General features: G+C 55.6%; 15 protein-coding genes. 6 read left to right on the top strand and 9 right to left on the bottom strand.

The genetic code is table 11. The features are described 5' to 3' along the window. The first annotated feature begins 2 nt into the window (after window positions 1-2). Together Q31a_RS29545 and Q31a_RS29540 are read left to right on the top strand one after the other, a co-directional pair. Window positions 3-2,330: a BatA domain-containing protein gene (locus Q31a_RS29545; protein WP_145086479.1), complete on the top strand. Its 2,328-nt coding sequence runs from the start codon at window positions 3-5 to the stop codon at window positions 2,328-2,330. After that, window positions 2,327-4,624 (top strand): VWA domain-containing protein, encoded by a 2,298-nt coding sequence (locus Q31a_RS29540; RefSeq protein WP_145086476.1) that lies wholly within the window; start codon window positions 2,327-2,329, stop codon window positions 4,622-4,624. Before Q31a_RS29545 ends, Q31a_RS29540 begins: the two co-directional genes overlap by 4 nt. A 192-nt stretch (window positions 4,625-4,816) precedes the next feature. On the opposite strand, the gene Q31a_RS29535 is transcribed toward Q31a_RS29540, so the two are convergent. The 3 genes from Q31a_RS29535 to Q31a_RS29525 form a co-directional block, all read right to left on the bottom strand. Further along, complete coding sequence (locus Q31a_RS29535) at window positions 4,817-5,560, bottom strand: prolipoprotein diacylglyceryl transferase (protein ID WP_197355931.1); 744 nt, start codon at window positions 5,558-5,560, stop codon at window positions 4,817-4,819. Between the two features lie 34 nt (window positions 5,561-5,594). Continuing rightward, on the bottom strand, window positions 5,595-7,109 hold the full coding sequence (locus tag Q31a_RS29530) for a radical SAM protein (protein ID WP_145086470.1): 1,515 nt from the start codon (window positions 7,107-7,109) through the stop codon (window positions 5,595-5,597). An 85-nt stretch (window positions 7,110-7,194) separates the two neighbouring features. Next, complete coding sequence (locus Q31a_RS29525; RefSeq protein ID WP_145086467.1) at window positions 7,195-7,704, bottom strand: hypothetical protein; 510 nt, start codon at window positions 7,702-7,704, stop codon at window positions 7,195-7,197. Window positions 7,705-8,456: 752 nt separating this feature from the next. Here Q31a_RS29525 and Q31a_RS29520 point away from each other — a divergent pair. The 4 genes from Q31a_RS29520 (at window position 8,457) to Q31a_RS29505 (ending at window position 11,906) form a co-directional block, all read left to right on the top strand. Further along, window positions 8,457-9,017: a hypothetical protein gene (locus tag Q31a_RS29520; RefSeq protein ID WP_145086464.1), complete on the top strand. Its 561-nt coding sequence runs from the start codon at window positions 8,457-8,459 to the stop codon at window positions 9,015-9,017. 43 nt (window positions 9,018-9,060) lie between these two features. Then, window positions 9,061-9,381: a transposase gene (locus Q31a_RS29515; RefSeq protein WP_145075630.1), complete on the top strand. Its 321-nt coding sequence runs from the start codon at window positions 9,061-9,063 to the stop codon at window positions 9,379-9,381. 35 nt (window positions 9,382-9,416) lie between these two features. Next, window positions 9,417-10,508: an integrase core domain-containing protein gene (locus Q31a_RS29510; protein ID WP_197355337.1), complete on the top strand. Its 1,092-nt coding sequence runs from the start codon at window positions 9,417-9,419 to the stop codon at window positions 10,506-10,508. Window positions 10,509-10,688: 180 nt separating this feature from the next. Beyond that, window positions 10,689-11,906 (top strand): hypothetical protein, encoded by a 1,218-nt coding sequence (locus Q31a_RS29505; RefSeq protein ID WP_145086462.1) that lies wholly within the window; start codon window positions 10,689-10,691, stop codon window positions 11,904-11,906. Between the two features lie 358 nt (window positions 11,907-12,264). On the opposite strand, the gene Q31a_RS29500 is transcribed toward Q31a_RS29505, so the two are convergent. The 6 genes from Q31a_RS29500 to Q31a_RS29475 all read right to left on the bottom strand — a co-directional run bounded on the left by Q31a_RS29500 (window position 12,265) and on the right by Q31a_RS29475 (window position 22,952). After that, complete coding sequence (locus tag Q31a_RS29500; protein ID WP_145086459.1) at window positions 12,265-13,959, bottom strand: cation:proton antiporter domain-containing protein; 1,695 nt, start codon at window positions 13,957-13,959, stop codon at window positions 12,265-12,267. A 421-nt stretch (window positions 13,960-14,380) separates the two neighbouring features. Continuing rightward, window positions 14,381-16,438, bottom strand: coding sequence for a trypsin-like peptidase domain-containing protein (locus Q31a_RS29495; RefSeq protein WP_197355929.1), 2,058 nt, complete (start codon window positions 16,436-16,438; stop codon window positions 14,381-14,383). A 322-nt stretch (window positions 16,439-16,760) separates the two neighbouring features. Further along, window positions 16,761-17,198, bottom strand: a complete 438-nt coding sequence (locus tag Q31a_RS29490) for a DUF1844 domain-containing protein (RefSeq protein WP_145086453.1) — start codon at window positions 17,196-17,198, stop codon at window positions 16,761-16,763. A 56-nt stretch (window positions 17,199-17,254) separates the two neighbouring features. Beyond that, window positions 17,255-18,880 (bottom strand): CTP synthase, encoded by a 1,626-nt coding sequence (locus tag Q31a_RS29485; protein WP_145086450.1) that lies wholly within the window; start codon window positions 18,878-18,880, stop codon window positions 17,255-17,257. A gap of 257 nt (window positions 18,881-19,137) precedes the next feature. Next, window positions 19,138-20,487 (bottom strand): DUF1552 domain-containing protein, encoded by a 1,350-nt coding sequence (locus Q31a_RS29480; RefSeq protein ID WP_145086448.1) that lies wholly within the window; start codon window positions 20,485-20,487, stop codon window positions 19,138-19,140. Further along, window positions 20,484-22,952, bottom strand: coding sequence for a DUF1592 domain-containing protein (locus Q31a_RS29475; RefSeq protein WP_145086445.1), 2,469 nt, complete (start codon window positions 22,950-22,952; stop codon window positions 20,484-20,486). The genes Q31a_RS29480 and Q31a_RS29475 overlap by 4 nt, the downstream gene beginning before the upstream one ends. Window positions 22,953-22,967: the final 15 nt, after the last annotated feature.

Below are 22,967 nucleotides of genomic sequence, written 5' to 3'. Positions count from 1 at the left end.
GCGTGCCGTTGTCTTTTACCTTGGGACCTCTAGCGGTTTCCGGCTTCGCCAGCGGTTGGATGCTCCTGTGGACGGCGGCGGCAGCCATTCCGATTATCCTGCATTTGCTCAACCGCAAGCAGCAGAGAGTCGCGCCCTGGGCAGCCATGCAGTTGCTGCGGCAGGTCATCGAACAGGAGTCACGCCGCCTACGCATCGAACAGCTGCTGTTGTTGCTGCTGCGCACTCTAATCCCAATCGTATTAGCGATCGCCTTGGCACGCCCGTTTTTCAATGTCACCGATGCTCAAGGAATTCCCGAGTCAGAGTTACCACGATTGTGGATCGTTGCCATCGATGCCTCCGCCTCCATGGGCTATCAACCCCAGGATGTTTCCCGGTTTGAGCTGGCCAAACAACAGGCCCTTGATTTAATTGCCAGTACGAATACTGGCGACGCTTACGCGCTGGTGCAATTGGCGAACCCGTCACGTGCGATCATCTCTCGGCCAACCTTTGATAAATCCAGCATGCTGTCCGAACTGCGGCGGTTAGAGTTATTCGATACCGCCTTGAATCTCAGCAGTGGTCTGCAGTGGATTGAAAGCATTGCAGCGGAGGTCGAGCTGTCATCGACGCTACCTCAAGACATTCACGTAGCGATCTATTCTGATCTGGGCCGCAATAGCTGGTTGGCTGCCGTGGATGGCGATGCGGCGGTTCCCCTGAAACGCCTGCAGGAGGCAGCCAGCCTCAGCATCCATTCGGTCGCCGAAGGGCCAGTTGCCAATGTTGCGGTGACCTCTCTGCAGCCCTCTCAATCCCATGTGGTCGTAGGAAGCCAAGTCGATATGGTCATCGAGCTGGAGAACTTCGCAGACGCGCCCGTCAGTCAGCTCCCGGTGCAACTGAAGGCAAACGGCCAAACAATGGCCTCCACCTATATCGACCTGCAGCCCTTTCAGCGGTATGCGGTACATCTTTCCACCACACTGTCCATCGCAGGCCCAGCAGTGATTGAGGCATCCATTCCAGCCGACCGACTGGTGTCGGACGACACGCGCTCCTGTGTGCTGGAGGTGGTTGAACAGGAGCGGATTCTGGTCGTCGTGCCATCAGCTAGCCAGGGACGCGACGCCGACGCGCGGACGGTACCATTGGCACTTCGACCGCCACAGACGCGTTCCGATGAAAGAGGAGGGCCCAGGCAGACATTAGCGGTAATGTCGCAGCTCGAACTACGCACTGCAGATCTCACCAATTGGAATGCAGTCGTGCTAGTTGACCTTCCCGGCCTAACACGCTCCGAACAATTGCGATTGGATTCGTTTGCTGCGGCAGGGGGGGGAGTCGTCTTGCTGATGGGGCGCAATGCAAATCCCTCGGCCTGGAATGTGAGTAGCGCAGATGGACTGCCATTGTCGGGTTTCCAGTTGATAGAACCCTCGACCGAAGAGCTTTGGGAGCTTGACCCCCTGGACTACCAGAGCCCTATCCTGCAACCCTTTCAAGCATTTCCCGACGCCGGGTTGTTGAGTACTCCCATTTTTCGCTTTTGGAAAATAGATCGCTCTTTGCAAACAGGCAACGAAGCTGCTAATCGCGATAGCGAGGGGACGACAAACCTAGAAAACGCAATCGAAAGAGCTCCACTGGCCGTCGACTTAGCAACCACCAGTGGGCAGCCTCTGATCACGCGCCGCCGAGTTGGCGCGGGATGGGTCGTGAGTCTGTTGTCAGCTCCGCAGTCGGGTGCCGCGAGAGGTCTCTTTGCCTCGACGGATAACTCGACCAGCGCGAATGCTACCTGGAATGCCATGGCAACCTGGCCTAGTTTTGTTCCTTTGATGCAGCAGATGGTCATTGCATCGCTAGAGCATGATTTTGAGGATAAAAATATTTTCGCGGGTCAGGCGATCCGCGGGACAACGCGACGCACCGCAGAGGCTCCGCAGGTTAGCGTGCAGCGCCCCGATGGCACGCAGGAGACCTTGGCTGTTGGGCAAGCCGACGCGCAGGGTGAGCTGAAGTGGCGGTTTCCTCGAACGCAGCACCGCGGTGTCTATCTGGTGCGCAGTGGGGCAGGGCAGGAGCAACCCTATGCAGTCAATATCGATCCGGCAGAGAGCGCACTACAATCGCTGAATCCCAGCCAGCTACCGCAGTCCGCTCGAAAGCTCGCTGGTGATGCACCGGATACCCTGGCTCGAAAATTAGCGGTTGAATCAGCACGACCTCTCGTATCAGCGGCTCAAGCAGATCGAATCTCCCAAGTTTTGCTGTATGGGCTGGTGGCACTGTTGATTGCTGAATCGACCCTTGCCTGGTGGTTCGGGAGACGCGTGGCTTGAACGAATTATCAGCAGACAATCATATCGACACGATGCTGCAGGCGACCCGACCGTTGCCCTTGTGGGCCGCCATTGTTTTGCTCCTGCTCGGCCTGGCCTTCGTTGGCTGGATTTACAGCAGCGAACGCGGCAGGGCAAGTCGGACGAAGCGTGTCGTTCTGGCCACCCTGCGTCTCAGCCTGCTGGCTCTCGTTGTATGGATGCTAGGCGGATGGAATTGGCTGCGATTTACGAGCGAGCGTCCTGAACTGATCGTCGTGCTTGACCACTCAACGAGTATGGGGACCCAGGATGTAGAGCAGGGGCGAGAGGCCATTTCTCGGCTGGACCGCGGACTCGATATTTTGAGTGGAGTGAGCGGACGACAACGGCGCGAGTTGTCGAGCCAGTATCAGACACGCTGGATCGTTGCGGCTGAACACAGCAAACCGATCACGGCGAGCTGGACGGACCCGCAGGGCTTGCGGGAGCAAGTGGCTGCAGACGGCGCGCACAGCCATCTGGGAGATGCGCTCGGTGAAGTGATTGAACGGCAGGTAGGTACGGGAACCGCCGCGATCGTCTTTCTGTCCGATGGCATCAACACTAGTGGACGATCGTTGGCAGATGCGGCACAACTGGCGCGGCATGCAGCCCTGCCCGTTTTCGTAGTGGCCATCGGACGCGATGTAGCCCGCCCCGATCTTCGCGTGGCAGACGTCTTGGTGGAACGGGATGTCTACCTGGGAGATCAAGTCGTTGTCGAATTGTCTGTAATAGCGACCGATATTCAGCAGGCGGTCACGACTCTGCGATTGCGTGATAAGGGTAATGGTCGCGTACTGGATGAGTCGCAAGTCGAATGGTCTGCTACGCGCAATCAACAGAGTGTTCGCCTCAGCTTCGTACCTCAGCAACCGGGAATCATGAGTCTCATGGTTGAGGCTTCGGCGCTGGAAGATGAAAGCGAGCTTGACAACAATGTCCAAAGTTTTGAAGTCAATGTTCAAGATAAAGTGATTCGAGCTTTGCTGGTATTTCAGACACCCAGCTACGAATTTCGATTCCTGAAAAACCTACTGGAGCGCTCGACGGAACAGAGTGACCAACAGTCCGCTAGTTTTGAGTTGAGCTCTGTGCTGCAAGAAGCGGATGCGAGTTATGTGCAGCAAGATGCATCTGCCATTCGATTGGTTCCGAGCGACCAAGCAACTCTGGACAACTACGATGTGTTCATCTTTGGACCGTGTGATCCGAGCTTGATTTCTCGCAGCTCTCAGCAGGCGATCTATGAGGCGGTAACCAACGATGGTGCAGGTTGCATCTTCATCCAAGGCCAGGGCGCACCCGCATTGGAATGGGCCGGTTGGCCTCTGGCGGGCCTGTTGCCGGTCGAAGGTGGTGGCACGGGACTGAATCCCTCTCCGCAAACGGGCACCTACCGTTGGAGCCCCACGTCCATCGGCCAGGGATCGCTTCCGCTGCAACTGGAGGAATCTCCTCGACAATCGCTCGAGCTGTGGGATCGCTTGCCGCCCCTCCATTCCATTGGTCAGGTGGGAGGACTGAAGCCGGGGGTGCAAGTCTTGGCAGAGGCGATTGAGCTCTCTAGCGGTGCGGCACAGCCATTGTTACTCAGTCAGTTTGCAGGTGCTGGTCGAGCGGCGCTACAGGCTACCGATGAAACCTACCTGTGGGCCAGCTTCGAGGGGAGTGATGCGGTACATCAACGCTATTGGGGGCAAATGTTGCGTTGGCTCAGTCGTGGAAAACTGAGGCGTGATGGAACAGATGCCGAGCTGTTGGTCGAACCAACACAGGCCCGACTGGGGCAGCCCATCCGCTTTCAATTGACATTGTCTGGAGAGACCCAGCAAGCGGATTCGGTGGAACTGGTGTTGGAGACAACCGACCGCCAGCAGTCGACCCTGAAGCTGAATGCGATCAAGCCGGCGTCCAAAGTCTACCGCATCATCGAAGCAGAACTACCGCCCGGCAACTATCGCGCGACCTATCTTGGATCGGGGATCGAACCGCTGGCAAGTGAAGAGTTTGTCGTGTCCGCTCCCCCCAGCGAGCAAGCAAATCTACGGGTTGATTTGCCCGCTCTGAAGGAGCTCGCCGCGCAATCGCGAGGGAAATTTTATTTGGAGCGGCAAGCAGAGCAGCTGTTTGAGGAGCTCCCGCCTGGACGGACAATGCGCTTAGGGAGTTTGCCTCCTAAGCCGATTTGGAATCATGCTTGGGTGGCTTTGCTCTTTGTCACAATCTTGGCTAGCGAATGGTGGCTCCGCCGCACTGCTCGCATGTTGTAGAGCGTGCCGCCGGCAACATTGGGCTTCTCGTTCCAGGCTTAGCCCCGAAACTCACTGGCTTTGGGGACGCCGCCGTTCTGCTCGAAACCTCCCGGTGGTTTCGCGGAACATCATCGACAGGCTGGTAAAGCGGTATCGCCGATAAATTCCGTCTGGCTTGCCGCCTGCGGGGGAATAACCAGCGTTCCATCCCTAAGGGGAGTCGGGATCGTTGAGAGGCGGCGCTGGCGATCCGGCACTCTGTGAGGACGGCTGCCGCAAGTTGGCATATAGGAGTAGGACGAGCAATCCCAGGCAGGCCCACTGGTATGCGGTTAGACCCCACCAGCCATGCGGTTCGGGACGAATCCATTCGGTCAGGAAGCGATAAACCAAATAGCTCGACAAATAGAGCGATAGGCGATAGCCCACCCACAGGTTGCGCCCTTCCAGTACCAAAAGTATTGCGACGGCCGTAGCGTGGAAGGCGAATTCATACAGCTGGGTTGGGTGTCTGGGTAGGAGGTCGCCGGAAGTGGGAAAGGAAATGCCCCAGGGCAACTGCGTCGCCACGCCGAAACAACAACCGCTAACGAAGCATCCCAACCGTCCCGTTGCTACGGCCATAGCCACCGGTACGGCAAAGTGGTCTCCGGTTCGCACGCGGATCTTCATGAACCACTTGGTGAGCTCTACGGCAAGGTAACCGCCAAAAATGCCACCTAGGATTGTTTTGCCGTCGCCCAGCCAAGTCCAGCTTGTTGTCAGCAAGGTACCTGCAGAGAGGAGGAACGGTGCTTTGGCTCCCAGCATGGCTCCCATGAATGCCGCCAAACCAATCGCGGTGCGTTGCTCCTCGTCCAACGGGCTCTTCGCATACCGCCGACGAAGGGCCCAATAGCTGAGGCCTAAGCCGACCAGCATGATCACCGGGTAAAGGGCTCGCCAGGGACTCATCGTGAAACACTCTGTGGAATAGGAACGAACTCCGCTAAACAGTGCCGGAGTCTGCTTGACGAAGTTCGGGGAGGCGAGCAGTGCCGTCGCGATACAAGACGTTGTACGCACAGAAGGGAATGATGTGACCACTAGGCAGAACATGATGCGTGCAGCACTTCATGACGCGCCGCACATCAAAATTGTAGACGTCCAGGAAGGACGTGATGGTAATGCGGAGCAAGTCGCGTGCTCCGGCCGAGCGGGTAATCAGCTTTTGAAGGAATTCCTCAATCTGCTGAGGTTTTAACTGCTCTAAGCTCGAGGCCTGAGTGTTGGTGGAACAAGCATTTGCCACAGGTAAACTCAACCCAGTCGGTTCCTGACTCGGGCTGCAGCAATCGCCAGGTCCGCAGGCAAGGCGGGCCAATAGTTGCTGGGCCAAGGAGTGCGTTTGTTCTCGCGTGAAGCTAATGCCATTGGCCAACAGGTCCAGGTTCTTTCCGGCGTCAACGTATTGCGTCAACGGTAGCAACTCATCCGCGTGGCGGACGGCCAAGCCGATCCAATGACAGTTGGGGTGCGCACAGGGCAGCGGAACAAAGTCGTTAGCCCTAAATTCGTTGCGTGAATCGGCGGCGATGGTGTCCACGACATCGGGGAAAGTGATTCTCTGCTCAAGATGTTCCGGCAACACATGGCGTCCACTGTAGGTCGCGGGCTGAAAGCTGAGGCCAGTAATGTGGGGGCGATTGCGAGCGAACTCCAGCAAATCTGCCGGGGCTGAATCGTTTACGCCTCCTTGTAAAGTGGCGACCAGGGTGACGTTCAACTGCGCTCCAGCGAGTCTGTCGAGCGCCTTCAGTTTGATCTCCAGTAGACCAGCTTGCCCCCGCAACTGAGCCACTTGGTCATCATGGATGGAATCGAACTGAAAGTAGATTTCGACGCGTTCCCGATATTGCGACAACTGGGCGACCAGATCTGCATCATGCGCCAGTCGAATGCCATTGGTGTTGATCATGACATAGTCGATCGGCTGTGTGAGTGCATATTCGACCAACTCCAATAGATGGGGATGGAGTGTCGGTTCACCCCCGGAGAGTTGCACCACTTCAACATGTCCTTCGGCTGCGACAATCCGATCGATAGCCGCTTTTACTTGTTCTACGGATTTGTGTTGTTTACCAGGTGCGCTGGCGGCGTAACACATCGGGCAGGTCAAATTGCAACCATCGCTGATCTCGATCACCGCGATGCAAGTGTGTTGCTCGTGTTCGGTGCACAAGCCGCAATCGAGTGGGCATCCCAGTTTGGGGTCTGCATAGGTTTGCTGTGGCAGTTTGGCGGGAAGGCTGGTTTCCATTCGGTCGTAGCGGCTAACGTCGCTGCAAACAAAATCTTCACGCACGCCGTGTGTGGGACAGGTTTTGCGAAAATAGACGCGGCCGCCTCGAGCGATGATTTTGGCTGGAATGACGCCCCGACACTCCGGACAAAGGCTCTGCGTTAATCCGAGAAATGTGTAATCCCGATGTTGGGCAGCGGCGCGTGGCGGTGAGGTGGACAAGGCGGTGGAATCCAGGCAAAGGGAGGAGGCGATCGAACGGCGCTGACAACCGTTGGAAACCAGCAGGGGGCGGAGCGTAGTTTTCTTAGCAGGGCAATCGCAAAGAGAGTCGGAAGATCAGCACAAAGACTATCAAACTTGCCAAGCCACTTAAGCCAAAAATGAAGGCTTGGCCTCCGCCCAACCATTCCGAAGCGACCAGGGTTGAGAGGCAGATCGCAAAAAACGCGATGAGTGTCGAGAATTGGGCGGCTAGCAGCACGAGCCAAGAGGTGAAGATCAGTGCAATGGGATTGATTTGCGGCTGAGCGGGTCGTTGACGCGAGTGGCGGAGTTGCCACAGGGGAACGCGTATCGCCACCAACACAATCGAAATAAGCCCAGGAAATGCAATTCCGCTCGTTGCAAACGTCAGGCCGAGGAGGACTAGGAAGGAGACGCCTAGTGTGCCCCAATACTCGAGCGGAAGGTTGACGTAGCCACGATTGAAGCCAGGAATGGGATCGGACGCTAAGGTCGGCGCGTAGGGATTCTCTGGGACTCTCGGAAGTACCGGCGGTAGCTTCTGTGGTTCTAGCTCAGATGCATCGTCCATGGGAAATCTCGGGAGTTGGGGGGCGACCCTGCTGACTAAATTTTATTTGTAATACGCATGCATCGGATCGATACCCGCCACAAAGCTGCCTTTTTCAAGGCGCCGATGCAAGTCACAGCAGTGACTCGACTCCAAAGGGCAGACAGGCAAGTTCCTTCCTGAAGCTCTCCATCGCAAGCCAGCGGCGTGCATTGCAACGCCCTGCATTGTAAGGTAGTGGAAGAATGTGAGCTACTTAGGGCGCCGGGGTGGGAGCGGGCATTCCGGCCTTAGGTTCCGTATTGAAGGACCGTGTAGACTTGGTCCTCGCTGGAGGCTCCTCAATTCCAAGCAATCGCAAACACTCGTTGAGCGGAGTCGGAGTGGTACACACCGGTAGCGTTGGGGAATCCCCGGCCTCTCCTCGAGAGTGACAACCGCGAAAACTTCGAAAGACGCGAAAATGTCACTTCTCTTCTTTTTCGCTCACTTTGCTTCTTTCCCATTCAGGAGTTCCAACTGCTCTGTCAGACAATTATGCATCGAGATTAGGTAGCTTGCGCCTGTGTTGCTTCACCGGCATCGTCACAGAGGTAATCTAGGACCGATATCCCCTCCACTCGGTACTTAGGTATGATACGGGAGGTTCTTGCTCCAGGGATCCGATAGAGTTTCGGTATAGTCAGTATCGGCTAAATACGTTTATCAAAGTCTATGAGAATTGCTATCGCTTGACTCTCGACGCTCCGCTCAGGTTCGTCGATCCGAGCGGAATGCTGCAGACAGTCATCCCAGAACCAGACGAGCAAATTGATTCACTTGTTGAGCTAAGAGAATGGATAAAAACAGTTATGAATCCGCCTGACTGGGCCAATGCCGCCCCGGTCGGATTGCCGTGGGGGCCCGGTGATATCCTAGGCGGTGGATCAGCGGGCGTTGATGTACTGATTGATTTTATTGTCAACGCAGGAGTCGAAGATAGGGCATGCAATAAATGGTTTAAGAAAATGTTGACCGGAATCGCATGTGCTACCGCAAAGTGCGATCGCAACAAGTGCGCAGGATTCTATCAGACCGGCCATGGAACCGGTACTTTCAATGACTGCCTTGACGAAGTCGCAGAGATTGGAACGAAACGTCGTTTGGTAGCAGAGCCATTCATGCGCGACAAAGTTGCTGGGGCTTTAACAAAAAAATGCCGCGATTCGGCAACCAACGGACCTTGTTGCAAGAACGGTGGACCAAAAGCGAAGAAAGATTGTCCAATAATAGGTAAACCACCTTTCGTACCCAGGCGACCATGTTGTATTGCTCATTTTGCAAGTGTGTCATGAAACGCGTGGTAGAGTATAGCGGTTCCATAAAGGGTATCGCAGAATGTCAACACGTAAGATTTTAACGCCAGAACAGAAGATAGCGATTGTACGCGAGCACTTGATTGAGAAGGTGCCCGTTTCAGAGGTCTGTGACAAGCACGGGATCAGTGTCGTCAATTTCTACAATTGGCAAAAGCTGCTGTTTGAAAACGGAGCAGGCGCATTCGAGCGTAAAAAGAACGCCGCCAACGTGCGTATGCAGCAGGATGCCAATGCCGCCAAGATCGAGAAGCTCGAAGCGAAGCTGCAGCAGAAAAACGAAGTCATTGCCGAACTACTGCAGGAGCACGTCGAGCTAAAAAAAGAGCTTGGGGAATCTTAAATCGCACCTGGGTTCCCCACGAACAACGTGATGCGGTGGTCGACTTCGTACGCAAATGGACGGCGGCTACGGATGTTACCAGCAAGCAACTGCTTACATGGGTCGGATTATGGTCATCGACTTTCTCTAACTGGAGTCGGAGCTACGGACGGACCTACGAGCACAACGGCTGGGTACCGCGTGACCATTGGCTCAACGAAGAGGAGAAGCAGGCCATCCTCAAGTTCCATTTCGATCATCCACTGGAGGGCTATCGGCGGCTGACCTACATGATGATTGACGCAAACATCGTCGCGTGCAGTGCCGGGACGGTGTATCGCGTACTCAGCAGCGCGGGCCTATTGCGTAGAAATAGTCGTAAGTCAAAAAAGGGGACTGGCTTTCAGCAACCTCTTGTGGCTCACGAACATTGGCATATCGACATCTCTTACTTGAACATCGCAGGAACGTTTTACTTCATGGCGACCGTACTCGACGGCTTCAGTCGTAGTGTGGTGCACTGGGATATTCGTGAGAAGATGGAAGAGATGGATATCGAGGTCGTGCTGCAAAAGGCACGAGAAAGGTATCCCGATGCGCGACCAAGAATCATCTCTGACAACGGGCCGCAATTCATCGCCAAAGACTTCAAACACTTCGTGCGATTGTGTGGCATGAAGCATGTGCGTACAAGCCCGTACTACCCGCAAAGCAATGGTAAGATCGAACGATATCATCGCACGATCAAGAGTCAGTGTATCCGGCCACTGAGCCCCTTGAGCTTGGAAGAAGCTAAACGCGGAGTAGCCAAGTTTGTGGAAGATTACAACACCGTACGTCTACATAGTGCTGTAGGCTATGTAACTCCGCAAGCGATGCTCGAAGGACGGCAGCAAGCGATCCTTGAGGAGCGTGACCGAAAGGTCGAGGAAGCCCGCATGTTACGAGCACAATCGCGTGCAACCAAACGTCAGAAAGCGACGCCGGGATGTTCGGACGCTCCGCTAGGAATAAGCTATGCTAACAGCAATGCTGCGGAGGATAGAGCACTGCTGGGAAGCAACTCGAGCGCCGCATCATCGCCGTTGACAAACATCCGTGGAGGGCAACATGAGCCCTCATTGGTCACTAGGGTTCCAGCACATTGACGAGCTTGTTAATGGCCCCCAAGGCGCAAAATCCTGGGGGTTTGGGGGCTAGCCCCCTTTGCATCCAAATAACCGAAAATTCACTTCTTTACTATGCTATTCTCAATCCGCGTTTTCACATCTTAGGCTGAACCAATACACATGTGAAGACCTTAAGAAAGCCTGCAGAGGATTGTGATCATGAAAAGTCGTCGCAAGCATTGTATGAGTCAACCCTTTAGCTCTACTGCGATTCCTGTTGATATTTTAAGCGTGCTCATTGCAATTTGCACCCTTCAGCTCGCTTCGTTGACGTTCGTTTACTCGCAAGAAAAGTTAAGTACTGAGTACCAGGCAAGAGTCGAAATGGTGTTACGGTATTTTGCGAACAACTCAGCGTTTCTGAACGCTGATTGCACTCTGGAAATGGCGAGGGTTGCACTGAAAAATGGACACTCTGATCCGGTATTGAGTTGGTTTCATCAGATTCCACAAAGCAACAGGGACGATCATTTAAGACGTTTGTTCAACGAAATCTCTTATCGTGGCGATCTACAAACTCTTCAAAAGGCGCTAGCAGTATTTGAAAGGGAGACTAGTGAACTGCAGCTAGTTAAGATCTCAATCGCAGCGTTGGCGAATGGAACGCATTTTTCTGAAGCAATTCAACTGATTCAATTGCAGCCGGAGTCGAATCGTTCAAGCTTGTTGATTCAATTGGCCATCACTGCCTATCTGTCCGGAAGGGACGAAATTTTCGAGAACATCTCCAACTTACTAGGTGCAAAAGAAAAAGAACAATCAGCCCTCATTGCAGAACTTAAATCACGGAGGGAAAAAATTGAGAAAATTGTAGAGCGCAGAGAGACACTCGGAATATCGAGATCTTGGGACGAGCTTTTGCTGTTGTATCGACTTGGTCCGAGCTTACTATTGCCGGAAAGGGACTTGCTAGATGCTGCACTTACAGCTGCTGATACACCTAGTCAGAAGATACGTGTCTGGTTCTGCTGGGGTGCCTTAGCCGCCGTAGACTCTCGAGTGGATGATCTAAATCAGAGTCGCAGAGCGATTGATGCCATCATGCAGGGGCAAGAACAAACGCGGAGAAATTGGCAACCCGAAGTACTGTTTCTTGCTACTGCTGCGCGTGACATTGAGTATATCAAACAACTGTTAAAGCAGGTTGATCTGAATACTCGCTGCGAACCTGCACTCATTGCGAGCGCACTATCACTGAGAATTAATCCGGAACTTAGGTCTTACCTTGATCGATCCGAATGCTTGCCTGACCGGTGCGCTGAAAGTTTTATTGCATTCCTGAGAGTACAAAGCAGTTCATTCAACGACCTTTGCACTGAAATCGATTTACTGGAGAATGAAGTGATTAGAATGCAGTTGTCAGCAAAACTCCTATAGCTTGACAAAGATTCGGATTCCTCTGCACCGGTGGAGAATGGTGATACGGATTTTTTACTTCAATAGAAGTTGACGGATCGATTTCTCTGAGACGCTGGAGCTGCGACTGAATGCGAACAGGGTATTGCATCGATAGGGCGGCTGTAATACATGGTTTAGCACGGATCTCAATACTGGGTTGCAAAAATCTCGGGACAGCGCATTGGACTTGGATCCAATGAAGTCGTTGGCTCCGCCGGGATAAGCCCGCAACGCAGGCCGTCGTTCGGTATTGGTTTAGTGGTAGCTATCAGTTGTGCGCTCCGATCCGGGGCAAGCCCGGCGGAAGCGGAGTTGTCCCACCGCCTGTTTCAGCCACTTAGTTCGCCGGGCGGAAGCGGACTGCCAGGGAGGTCAGGTCGCCACGGCGGATCACGCCCAGCAATCGTGAGGGCTCGTCGCGGGAAATCACCGGCAAAACGTCATCGGAACTCGAGCGAAAAACCTCGGCAGCGCGACTCAGCGGTTCGTCGGGATATACGGCCAGATCGATAGGACTGGTCAAATCTTCGGCGCGGACTAGATTGTCGATCGAAGAATCGAAGAAGGTATCACTCAGCTGGTTATAGCGAATAACGCCGACCATCTGCTGCTGTGAATTGACGACCATGTAGGTGTTGTCATGGCTGCGTTGGATGTAATTCACGACTTGATCGAAATTGGCGGTTTGCTTCAAACCGGTGACGCCAGCTCGCAACAGATCTCGAACCACCATGTTCTGTACGTTGGGGGGCTGCTTCTGCTTCAAACCGAGTGCTTCGCGGCCATGGTGCCACATCTTGCCAGCTTGGCTGGATGCGGATTCGGTGCGGTGGGAGATGGCCTGTGCCAAGGGTACCTCGCCCGCCTTGAGGACTGCCCAGCGAATACAGATCGGGCCAACAATTTCAAAGAAGACGACTGATCCCAAGATGATGACTTGGATCTGAGTGCCAACGGCGGGCCAGCGCTCTGCGGCTACCAGAGCTAGCGCAATGGCGGCGCCGGCTTGGGCCAACATGCAACTTCCCAAATACCGTCGCACCGTGGCCGCTTCGCCGCGCAAATGAGCCGCCCACCTCAACCCAAAAATCTTTCCCGCAGAGCGAGCGACGATGTAGACGACGCCCAGTAGTCCGGCGCTCAGGAATGCTGCCAAGTCGAGTTCGGCCCCGTGCACGGTAAAGAAGACGACCACCAGCAGACCTGCAATCTTCTCTTGCTCCAGCAAGAGTGGGCCGGTTGATTCTGACGTATTCACAATCACCATCCCTGCCACCAGGAAGGTCAGCATGTAGGGCAGGTGCCATGTTTCGCACAGACCTAGCAGTAGGATTGCCACAGCTAGAATCATCACTAGCCATCGCCGACGATTGAGCAGTCCACTACCGTAGCTGATGGTCAATCCGGCGAGGAGTCCCATGAGTGTCGCGCCGCCCAGGTCGGCCAGAAGCCGCCCAAAGACAGGCAGGGCAGGGCCCTCGAAATCGCCCGACATCATCTGGGCCGTAATGAATAAGACTTCAAAGCCAATAATGGCAGCAATGTTGTTGAAAGCTACCAAGACACCCGCAAGCTCGGTGACCGGGCCTTCCGAATTGGATTCCTTGAAGACCAGTACGGTGGTCGCTGGGGCTGTGGCTAGGGCTAGGGCACCGAGCAGTACTGCCATGGCCCAGCCACCATCAAACAGGAGTACTGCTGAAGTGACGAGTACGAAGGTCGTCACGAGTTCTCCCAGGCTCAGCCACAGCGCATGCCTCAGGATAGGCCGCAGGTGGGCCAACGGAAACTGATATCCGAGTTCCAGTAGCACCAAGGCCATCGCAAGCTTGGTAAGCGGGGCAAAGTGGTGGAGTTGGTCGGTTGTGATCCAGTGTGCGATGCTGGGGCCAACCAGCACTCCCGCCAAAAGATAAGCGGTGACTTTCGGGACCCGCAGGAGATCGGCGACGATCCCCCCAAGCAGTGCCGCCAGCAGGAGCAATCCAAAGGCAACCGCGGAATGCAGCTCAAAAGGCAGAGCGTCCGGCATCGCGTGAACCTTCGTTCGGGAGTAGGGAAAGCCAGGGAACCACAGAATGCTGGAAGCGGGATTAAGGCAGTCATTCTAGCATAAACCCAAAAACTTCCCTACGCCGGATCTTTGGCCATGGCTTGCCCGAGTGCGTAGGAACAAGGAGGCCGGTCAAATATGGAGCAGTGCCGCCGCGGAGGCTTCGCACTTTAGGGACGGTGTGGCGCTGCCAGGGCACTGTTTTTCTTCTTGGCCGGCTTGCACGCTCGCCAACGCTGGTATTTTCCCGATACCCAAACCCGGCTAGGGAGTTCTCCACAACTTGCAAGTTACCCAAACTGCAAGTTACTAACGCTTGTGCCCTACGGCCCGGATCGCGCGCAGCATGGATCCCGAAACTTGGCTTAAGCGATGAAGCCCTAACACAAACACTAGGCTTCTAAAGCTCTATGCGAGCTTGATCTGCCTCCGAGAGAGAGGCGATGGGAACGGTGATGATTGAGCCGTCACGCCGCTGTAGGACCACTTCCGAAACGTTCTGGCCTAGGATCTTAGCCTCAACAGTGAAGGTACCCGTCTTGTCACTCCATAGCCGAAATTCCTCGCGCGCGCCGAGGTGGTTTTCTACGGATTCCCGGAGTTGCTGCTCCGAGACCAATTGCAAGACGGTAACTGAAGTCGTTAGCCCATTGCGCAGCTCTGTGGTGGCGGTTCCATTGACATAGACGGGGCCCGAAAGGATCTCTCCGGACGACATGCCCGTGGTCGAAGGGGCCCACAACAAGAAGGGAGTTTCATTGAGCATGACCAACACATCATGGGCGTTGAAGGCGTGCAGAACCAGCAGGTCGCTGACGTAACCGATGGAGTGGTCGGCGCGGACTTCCAGCGGCGGTCCATAGTTCCACAATAGCGCGTGAAGCGATTCGGAGTCTTCGGGACTCTCGATCTCTGTTCTCAAGCGGGCGTAGGTTTTGATCCTTTTTTGCAAGTGCTCGATGGCTGTTTGTTTGACCTGCTCTGACTGGAAGAACCAGCGATGGGAACGCCGATTGGGACCGACCATGCGGACAACGGCGCCTCCCTCCTGCTGTAGATTGGGCGGAATGAAGGTCGCCCCTCTACGCGCCTCCTTCAGGGCCGTGTTCAAGCGCGCTGATTCGCTTCTGAGGCCCAGTAGGAGATCTTTGAATTCCTTTTCGCCAGCCTGAATGTAGGCTTCAAACGCTGCGGGAGCGATGGCTGCTAAGCCTAGGATTTGGTCCGGATTCTCTCCAGCTCCAGTCTGTCCGTCTTCCATGCGGACCTTAGCGACGCCCTCGGAGAGCGATTGGAGTGTGGCGGTCATTGCGCGGCCTAGCGATTCGTCAATGTCGCGCCCCGAAATGCCAAAGTTTAAGTTTTGGGAGGTGCCCTGAGATGCCAAAGTGCTCATGCCCACGACTTCGCCACGGGAATTGATCAAGGGGCCGCCGCTATTGCCAGGTGACAGGGCCGCGTCGATTTGAATCCAAGTCCCCTGCCGCTTCGGGCCGATTTCCTCTGCGGCGCGGACGGCACTGATGATTCCATTGGTCGCTGTAAAGGCTAGGCCATGGGGTGCGCCGAGTGCGGTAACGCGTTCGCCTTTGCGAGGGAGTTCGTTGGCAATCGAGATCGCGGGAGCATCTTTTCCCGACAGACGTCCGACCACGATGTCTCGGGATGTATCGATCAGTAGTGTGCCAGTGACCGTGGATGATATACCGTTGGGGAAATGAGCGACTGCCGTGTGTGCCCCAGCCAGAACGTGGCAATTAGTAATAAATGTACCCTCTGTGTCCACCACAAACCCACTGCCCAAACTCTCGCCGTCGACACCACGGACTTCCAGTCGCACGACACTCTTTTCCGCCAGTTCAATCACATCCGCGAGCGTGGCGATGGCCGTGACGTTTGAGTCTACCAGGGTGTTCGTATCCGCGTCTTCTTGTTTACCGATCGCACTGGCGACAGGTGGAGCAGCACTGGGACGCGCTTGCTGATTCGAGGGCTGGCTGTGGAGGGGCAACGCGGCTGGAGTGGCAGAAGCTAATTGCGGTGCCTGGGGCGTCTCTTGCAAGCCAGAGCTCAGCACTCCACCGGAAATCTTGGGGGATGGAGGTGGAGCATCATCCGAGTGGTCCAGAGGGAAAAACGCGGAGAACATTTCAGCGGGCAGGCTAAATCGAAATTCTCCCCAGCCAATGATTCCGACAAGTAACAGGCTCAGCAGCACCACCGGAATGAACCATAACACGGACTTGCGCACAGGGCGATTCTCGCGCCGCGCTGAGGGTTGGGGAAAACGGGGCGAGGGATTTGCACTCACCGGGGAATCGATCGTGTTCAAGCCAGGAAGCGCCGTCGCCATGGCTGGCGCTTCTACAATTTCTGCTCGAATCAGGAGGTCAGGACGGTTTGCTTTGCCATCTGCCTGGAGCGGGTGATGACAGGTTGGGCAGATAACCGCAGTCAACGGTTCACTTTGGGATGGGAGCTTGAACGTGCCCGAACAGTTCGGGCACGTGACAGTTTGAAATTTGCCCATCTCCAGCCCTCACGCCCCATTGCATCTGTCCCAGAAACCGATTCCTAAGTCTATTTCATCCCACACAGGAGTGCAACTTCTGAGGAGGGAAGACTGCCTGGTTCGGGGGGGCTTGTGTTTCAGTTTGCCGCTTGCAACCCAAGACAACGTGTGTCCCGGTCACCGCGCAACCCGTTCACTGCTGGTGACCTGGTTTCGCGGGAGGTTGCGATGGGGACACGCGGTGCGATGCGCTCGCCCAAAGTGGACGTTATTCTTGGGAGGAGGACGCTTGGGTTGCGGAGACGTAGAGTAGCCGCATTTGGTGCAGGGCTTCGTCGATATAGCCCTTTTCGTCCTCGCTAAGGTTACCCTTCGTCTTTTCCTCGAGTACCGCTAGCAGGTCAATGAAGTGCTTTGCGTAATTGAGATTGACGGGCATGGGGTTGCCGTCGTCTCCAGGGATCTGTCCCATAGCGGCCATTGATTGGGTGACGAGCGTCGTGATCAGCAGTGGGAGCGAGGCAGGTGGGAGTTGTTCAGTGGAGCCACCTGTTGAAGTCGCATCATCGTCGTTGGTTTTCACTTGATCGTCGGATGAAGTTTCCGATTCTTGATCTTTGGCAGCAAGTTCCGATCGCTCGCGTTCGACTTGGCTCTTCCAGTCTTCATCGATGATAATCTTTGGTTCTTGATCGTCGTTCGGCATTTCATCCCCTCTACTGTGGCGCGTTGAAAATAGTTGTCGCGTTTTGGATCTGGAGTCTACGGATTGGGTTTGGGCTGGCGACTTGCCCGCCGTTGAGTGGTCGCTTCCACGAAGCCTGCAAAGAGCGGATGAGCCTTCGTGGGCTTGGATTTAAACTCAGGGTGAAATTGTACGGCCAAGAACCAGGGGTGATCGACCAATTCCACGATTTCCACCAATTCGCCATCGGGGCTGGTGCCTGTGAATTGGAGCCCGTGGTCGATGAATTGTTGACGGTAGACGTTGTTGAATTCGTAGCGATGGCGGTGGCGCTCGGCGACGGTATCGCTTCCATAGGACGTATGGGAGCGAGACGGTTTGGCGAGTACGGCGGGTTGGCTTCCCAGACGCATGGTGCCACCCTTGTGCGTAATCTCGCGTTGTTCGTTGAGCAGGCAAATGACCGGGTGCGGGGTATCCTTGTCGAACTCGGTCGAGTGGGCGCGATCGAGTCCTAAGACATTGCGGCCGTACTCGATGACAGCGCACTGCATGCCCAAGCATATTCCAAAGAAGGGAATGCCCTTTTCCCGCGCGTAGCGCACCGCTTGGACCTTGCCTTCAATACCGCGTTCGCCAAAACCACCGGGAACAAGGATGCCATCGTATCCGGCGAGCAGACTTTCAGGGCCCTCGTCCTCTATATCTGCACTTTGGATACGACCGACACGGATTTGGGCATGGTGATGGATGCCGGCGTGATCGAGCGATTCGTAGATCGACTTGTAAGCATCTTTGTGCTCGGCGTATTTCCCAACGACAGCGATGCTAATCTCATGCTTGGGATTCCGCAGGCGGTGAAGAATGTCGTTGTAGGGATCGAGGTTCGGAGCCTGGGTCGACAGGCCGAGACGCTGGCAAATCTGTTCGTCCAGGCCGTTGGAGACGAGGCTCAGTGGTACCTCATAGATCGAAAAATCTTTATCCCGCTCCTCGATGACCGCTTGGGTTGGCAAATTGCAGAACAAGGCAATCTTCTCGCGTTCGTCACGCGAAATGGACTGCTCACAGCGGCAGATCAGGATATCGGGCTGGATTCCAATTTGACGCAGTTGCCCGACCGAGTGCTGAGTCGGCTTGGTCTTGAGCTCGCCGGCTGCTTTGAGGTAGGGCACGAGGGTCAAGTGAATGAACAGGCAGTTCTCTTTGCCAGCGATCAGGGGGTACTGCCGTATGGCTTCCAGGAACGGGAGACTTTCGATATCGCCGACCGTTCCCCCGATTTCGGTAATGACGACATCGACATCTTTTTCGCCCACTTTACGAATGACGCTTTTGATCTCGTCGGTGATGTGGGGAATGACTTGGACGGTTTTCCCTAAGAATTGGCCCTTGCGCTCCTTCTCAATCACCGACAGGTAGATTTGACCGGTGGTGTAGTTGGAATCGCGAGTCAGCGGCCCCTCGGTAAATCGTTCGTAGTGCCCGAGGTCGAGGTCCGTTTCGCTGCCGTCGTCGAGCACGTAGACTTCGCCGTGCTGGTATGGGCTCATCGTGCCCGGATCGACATTGATGTACGGATCGAGTTTTTGCATCCGTACGCGGAGCCCGCGAGCTTCCAGCAACATGCCAATTGAGGCACTCGTCAACCCCTTACCGATCGAGCTGACGACGCCGCCGGTTACGAAAATATGCTTTGTCATGAAGTCTCGGGATCGTTCTTGCCTTGGGGGTGCCTGATCGTCGCGCTCACGATCACCAACAGACGATCTTATCGTGATCGCCCATTCTCGCAAAGGCACCGCAGGCCGCCGGGGCGGAACCGGCAAGGAGTTTCCGCCCACCCGAACTGCTCATCGGCGCGGTTTGTGGAGCATGGAGTACCCCCAAAGACTGGTGGCAAGCGTCTTGCCACCACTTGGGCGACCTCTGCACATCAGCCCGCGCAGGCCACAGCGGACTAGGCAACCGAGCTGTTGAGATCGAGGCGCCCGGTGCTATCCCCGAATTCCTTGATATCGACCCCCACCATATCCAGCATCGAAAGATAGAGGTTATTCAGGGGAGTCTCGCTGTCAAAGCGGCGGTGCAGTCCCGGGGTGACTCGTCCGCCACCGCGACCGGCCAGCAAGATCGGCAAGTCGTGATGGTCGTGGCGATTTCCATCGCGAATGGCTCCACCATAGAGAATCAGGCTATTGTCGAGCAGGTTGCCATCGCCCTCTGGCGTATCCTTCATCTTTTGCAGGAAGTAGGCAAACTGATCGGCAAAGAACTTGTCGATGGCTGCAATCTTCGAAACTTTATCGGGATCGTTTTGGTGGTGGGAGAGTTGGTGGTGCCCTTCCTTGACCCCAATCATGGGGTACGACTTACCACTTCCCTCGTTGCCGAGCATGAAGGTGCTAATGCGCGTGGTGTCGGTCTTGAACGCCAACACCATCAGGTCGTACATCAACCGAATGTGCTCCTGGATATCCTCAGGCTTTTCATCGGGCCGCTGCGCAGAGACGTCGAATGGCAGTGGTTCGGTCATGCGGTCGATGCGCTGTTCCACGTCTCGCACGCTCGTAAAGTACTCATCCAGCTTCTGGCGATCCTGGTAGCCCAAAGAACGCTGCAGGTCGGCCGCGTCTTCAGCCACGATATCCAGGATGGATCGCTGGAAAAGTAGTTCTTTTTTGCCGGTTTGCGTGCCAACGGCCCCGTTGCCAAACAAGCGTTCAAACGCCAGTTTCGGATTGACCTCCTTGGCCATCGGCTGGGTGGAGGTTCGCCATGAAATGTTGTTGGAATAGGCACAGGCGTAGCCACTGTCGCAGGAACCGGCGGCACGACCCGCTTCGGTTCCCAGTTCGATCGATGCGAGCCGGGTGGCGCGGCCATAGTGCTCGGCGGCGAATTGATCGGCACTCTTGCCCGCTCGCATGTCCGCTCCGCTGGTCTTGACGGGGTGTGCACCGGTCAAAAAGGCGGCGGCACTGCGGGCATGGTCGCCTGGACCGTCTCCCAGCGAACGCGCGTTGACCTGAGCCAAGCCGCTGAGAATCGAGACGTCCTGCTTATGCTCCTTCAACGAGGCTAACGAGGGAGTCAGCTCCCAGTCCGCACCCGTCTTCTTCGGTTCCCAGCTGTCGGGGTTGGTACCATTGGGAAAAAAGACCCAGGCTAGGCGTACCGGCGGCTTGGCTGCCGCTGGAGTTGCCCCTAGCAGACGCGTTTTGGGCAGCATGCAGTTCAACATGGGAAGTCCGAGAGCGGCACTCGTTCCACGCAACAGCGTACGGCGTGATATTCTTGGTGAGGTCATTCTTGATTCTCCCTAAAAATTCGCCGTTTACTGAACGGCTCGCTCGTTACAACAGCTTGAACAAAACTTGACAGCCGGTACTCGTTTTCTGCAGCACTGGCGGTAATGTCGTCGATGGCACAGTAGTCGTAGGGTTCTAAACCCCGCCCCAGCGCGTAGGTCAGCAACTTGCTCGAAAAATGTCGAGAAATCTGGGGAATGCTGCTTTCCAGCAGCGCAACCAATTCATTGGAACCGTTGAATGTGCGGCCATCGGCCAGCTTTCCAGCGGCGTCGATCTCGTGCCCGTTGTCCTTGTCCCGCCAGCTACCGATGGGGTCGTAGTGCTCGAACCCCAGCCCAAGGGGGTCCATGACGTTGTGGCAGCTTGCACAGCTCGGGTTGGCGCGGTGAATGGCCAGCTGTTCCCGCAGGCTCAAATTGCCATGCTCCGTTTGTGTATCACCAAAAGCAGGCACATTGGGTGGAGCTGGGGGAGGTGGGTCCCCAAAAATATTCTCTAGGATCCAGGTACCCCGCTTCACTGGGCTCGTCGTGGTCGGATGGGAGGTCAGCGTCAGGATCGAGGCCTGAGTCAGCACGCCACGGCGTGCACTCGGCAGCTCCACGCGAATCCAGCGATCCTCGTCCTCGTAGACGCCGCTGCGATCATTCTTGCGCCGAGACTTTTGATCGTCCCCCACCTGATACAGGTCTGCCGGAGCCCGCCCATCGAATTGCATCCCGTACAGCTCCGCCAAGCGAGGATTGACGAAGGTGAAATTGCCGTTGAGCAGTGTGGTCAGCGGCAGGTCTTCCTGGATGAGCTCCTGGCAGAAGAGGTGAGTTTCCTTGCGCATTGCATCCCGCAAGCGATCGTTCCACAGCGGGAATTTTTTCTTGTCGGGGTCTGCGACCTTGAGGTTCCCCAACCCCAGCATCTGGCCGAAGAAGCGTTCGACCAACATCTTGCTTTTGGGATCTTTCAACATCCGCAGCGACTGCTGTTTGAGCGTCTCGGGGTGGTGCAGCTGTCCGTCACGAGCCAGATCGAGCAATTCATCATCGGGCATACTGGCCCACAGAAAGTAGGATAGGCGCGAGGCTAGCGCGTAGTCGTTCAAGGCTTCGGTGGCCGTCGCGGGGTTGGCGGGATCGCTGGCTGCTACCTCCTCCTTCTCCTCCTCGGATTGGCTCGGAGTGTTTTCAATACGGAACAGAAAATTGGGGGACACCAAAATACTCTGAATTCCGTACGACACCGCCTTCGGGAACGATTCTCCCTGCTCACTAGCCATTTTGACCAGGCCGACGACGCGCGAAACATCGATCTCTCGCGGTTCGCGACGGAAGGCTCGGCGAATCATGGGCTGGAAGATCTCCAAGGCCGCCTGCTCGACCGATTTCTCGGCGGACGGGACGGAGCTCACGATCCGTTGGTGATGCAACGGATAGACCGGCTCACCATCCTTGGGCCCATTGAGTTTCAGGTATTCGATTAGAATGCGGCGATCTTTGTCACGAGTTTCCTCGGTATTGGGGTCCTCCACAAAGCGGACACTTAGTTTGCCCTGCCCAGCTGGGAAGTCATGCCGCGCTTTGTAAACCGCTCGCAGGCCCCCCACGTCCCAGCGCTGGATTTCCTGTCCATCCAGCAATAGCGCCACAGGAACGGTCTGGTCGTTGTTGTCTCCATACTCCATGCTGACCTCGATTCGGTAGCTGCCAGCTGCAAAATCGAAAGGTGCGTCGAATTGTTCGGTGGCAAAGAGCCCCTTGCCTGAGACTTGCTGGGTGAGCAGCGGAGTCGGATCGAGTACTAGGATGCGATCCGTTACCGTTTGTGCAGCCGCCAAATATTTTTCGAGTTGCAGCGGTGATAGGGTCAGCACATCGCCCTGATTGTCAAAACCATTGCCAACATCATCGGAGGGAAATCCAATCATTTCGGAGACGGAAAAATCGACACCCAACAAATCACGCAATGTGTTGTCGTACTCCACTCGGTTGAGACGCCGCAGGGTAACTCGCCCGGGATCATGTACCACGTTGCAGTCGACCGAGTTGATCTTTCGGTCAATCCAGTCGGCAATGACCTCTCGCTCTTTGAGTTCGGGCAGCGGGTCGTAATCGGCCGGAGGCATCGCCCCGATCTCCAACATGCCCCGTACTTGATTCCAACGCGGACGTTGAGAAGTGAGTTGCTCGGGAGAATCGTAGACCGAAAAATCGATGTCCGCTTCCGAGCCTTCGCCCGAGTGGCAATCGTAACAATAGGTCTGCAAGAACGGACGGACTTCTTGGTTCCAATACTCGACCTCCGCAGCCAACTGAGAGGCTGCCGCAGACGCGTCATCGGCGGCCGCAACCTCGACCGTATTGGTAGAGTCTTCTGCAAAGACTGGATTGGGGCTAGCATGCCCAAGCCACTGCAGAATGAGCAGACCGAGCATACATGGGCGCGCGTCGAAACGACTGAATGCCATGCGGATTGTTTCTCA

It is taken from the genome of Aureliella helgolandensis (assembly GCF_007752135.1).
Lineage (GTDB): Bacteria > Planctomycetota > Planctomycetia > Pirellulales > Pirellulaceae > Aureliella > Aureliella helgolandensis.
This window is presented reverse-complemented; position numbering and strand designations above follow the sequence as displayed.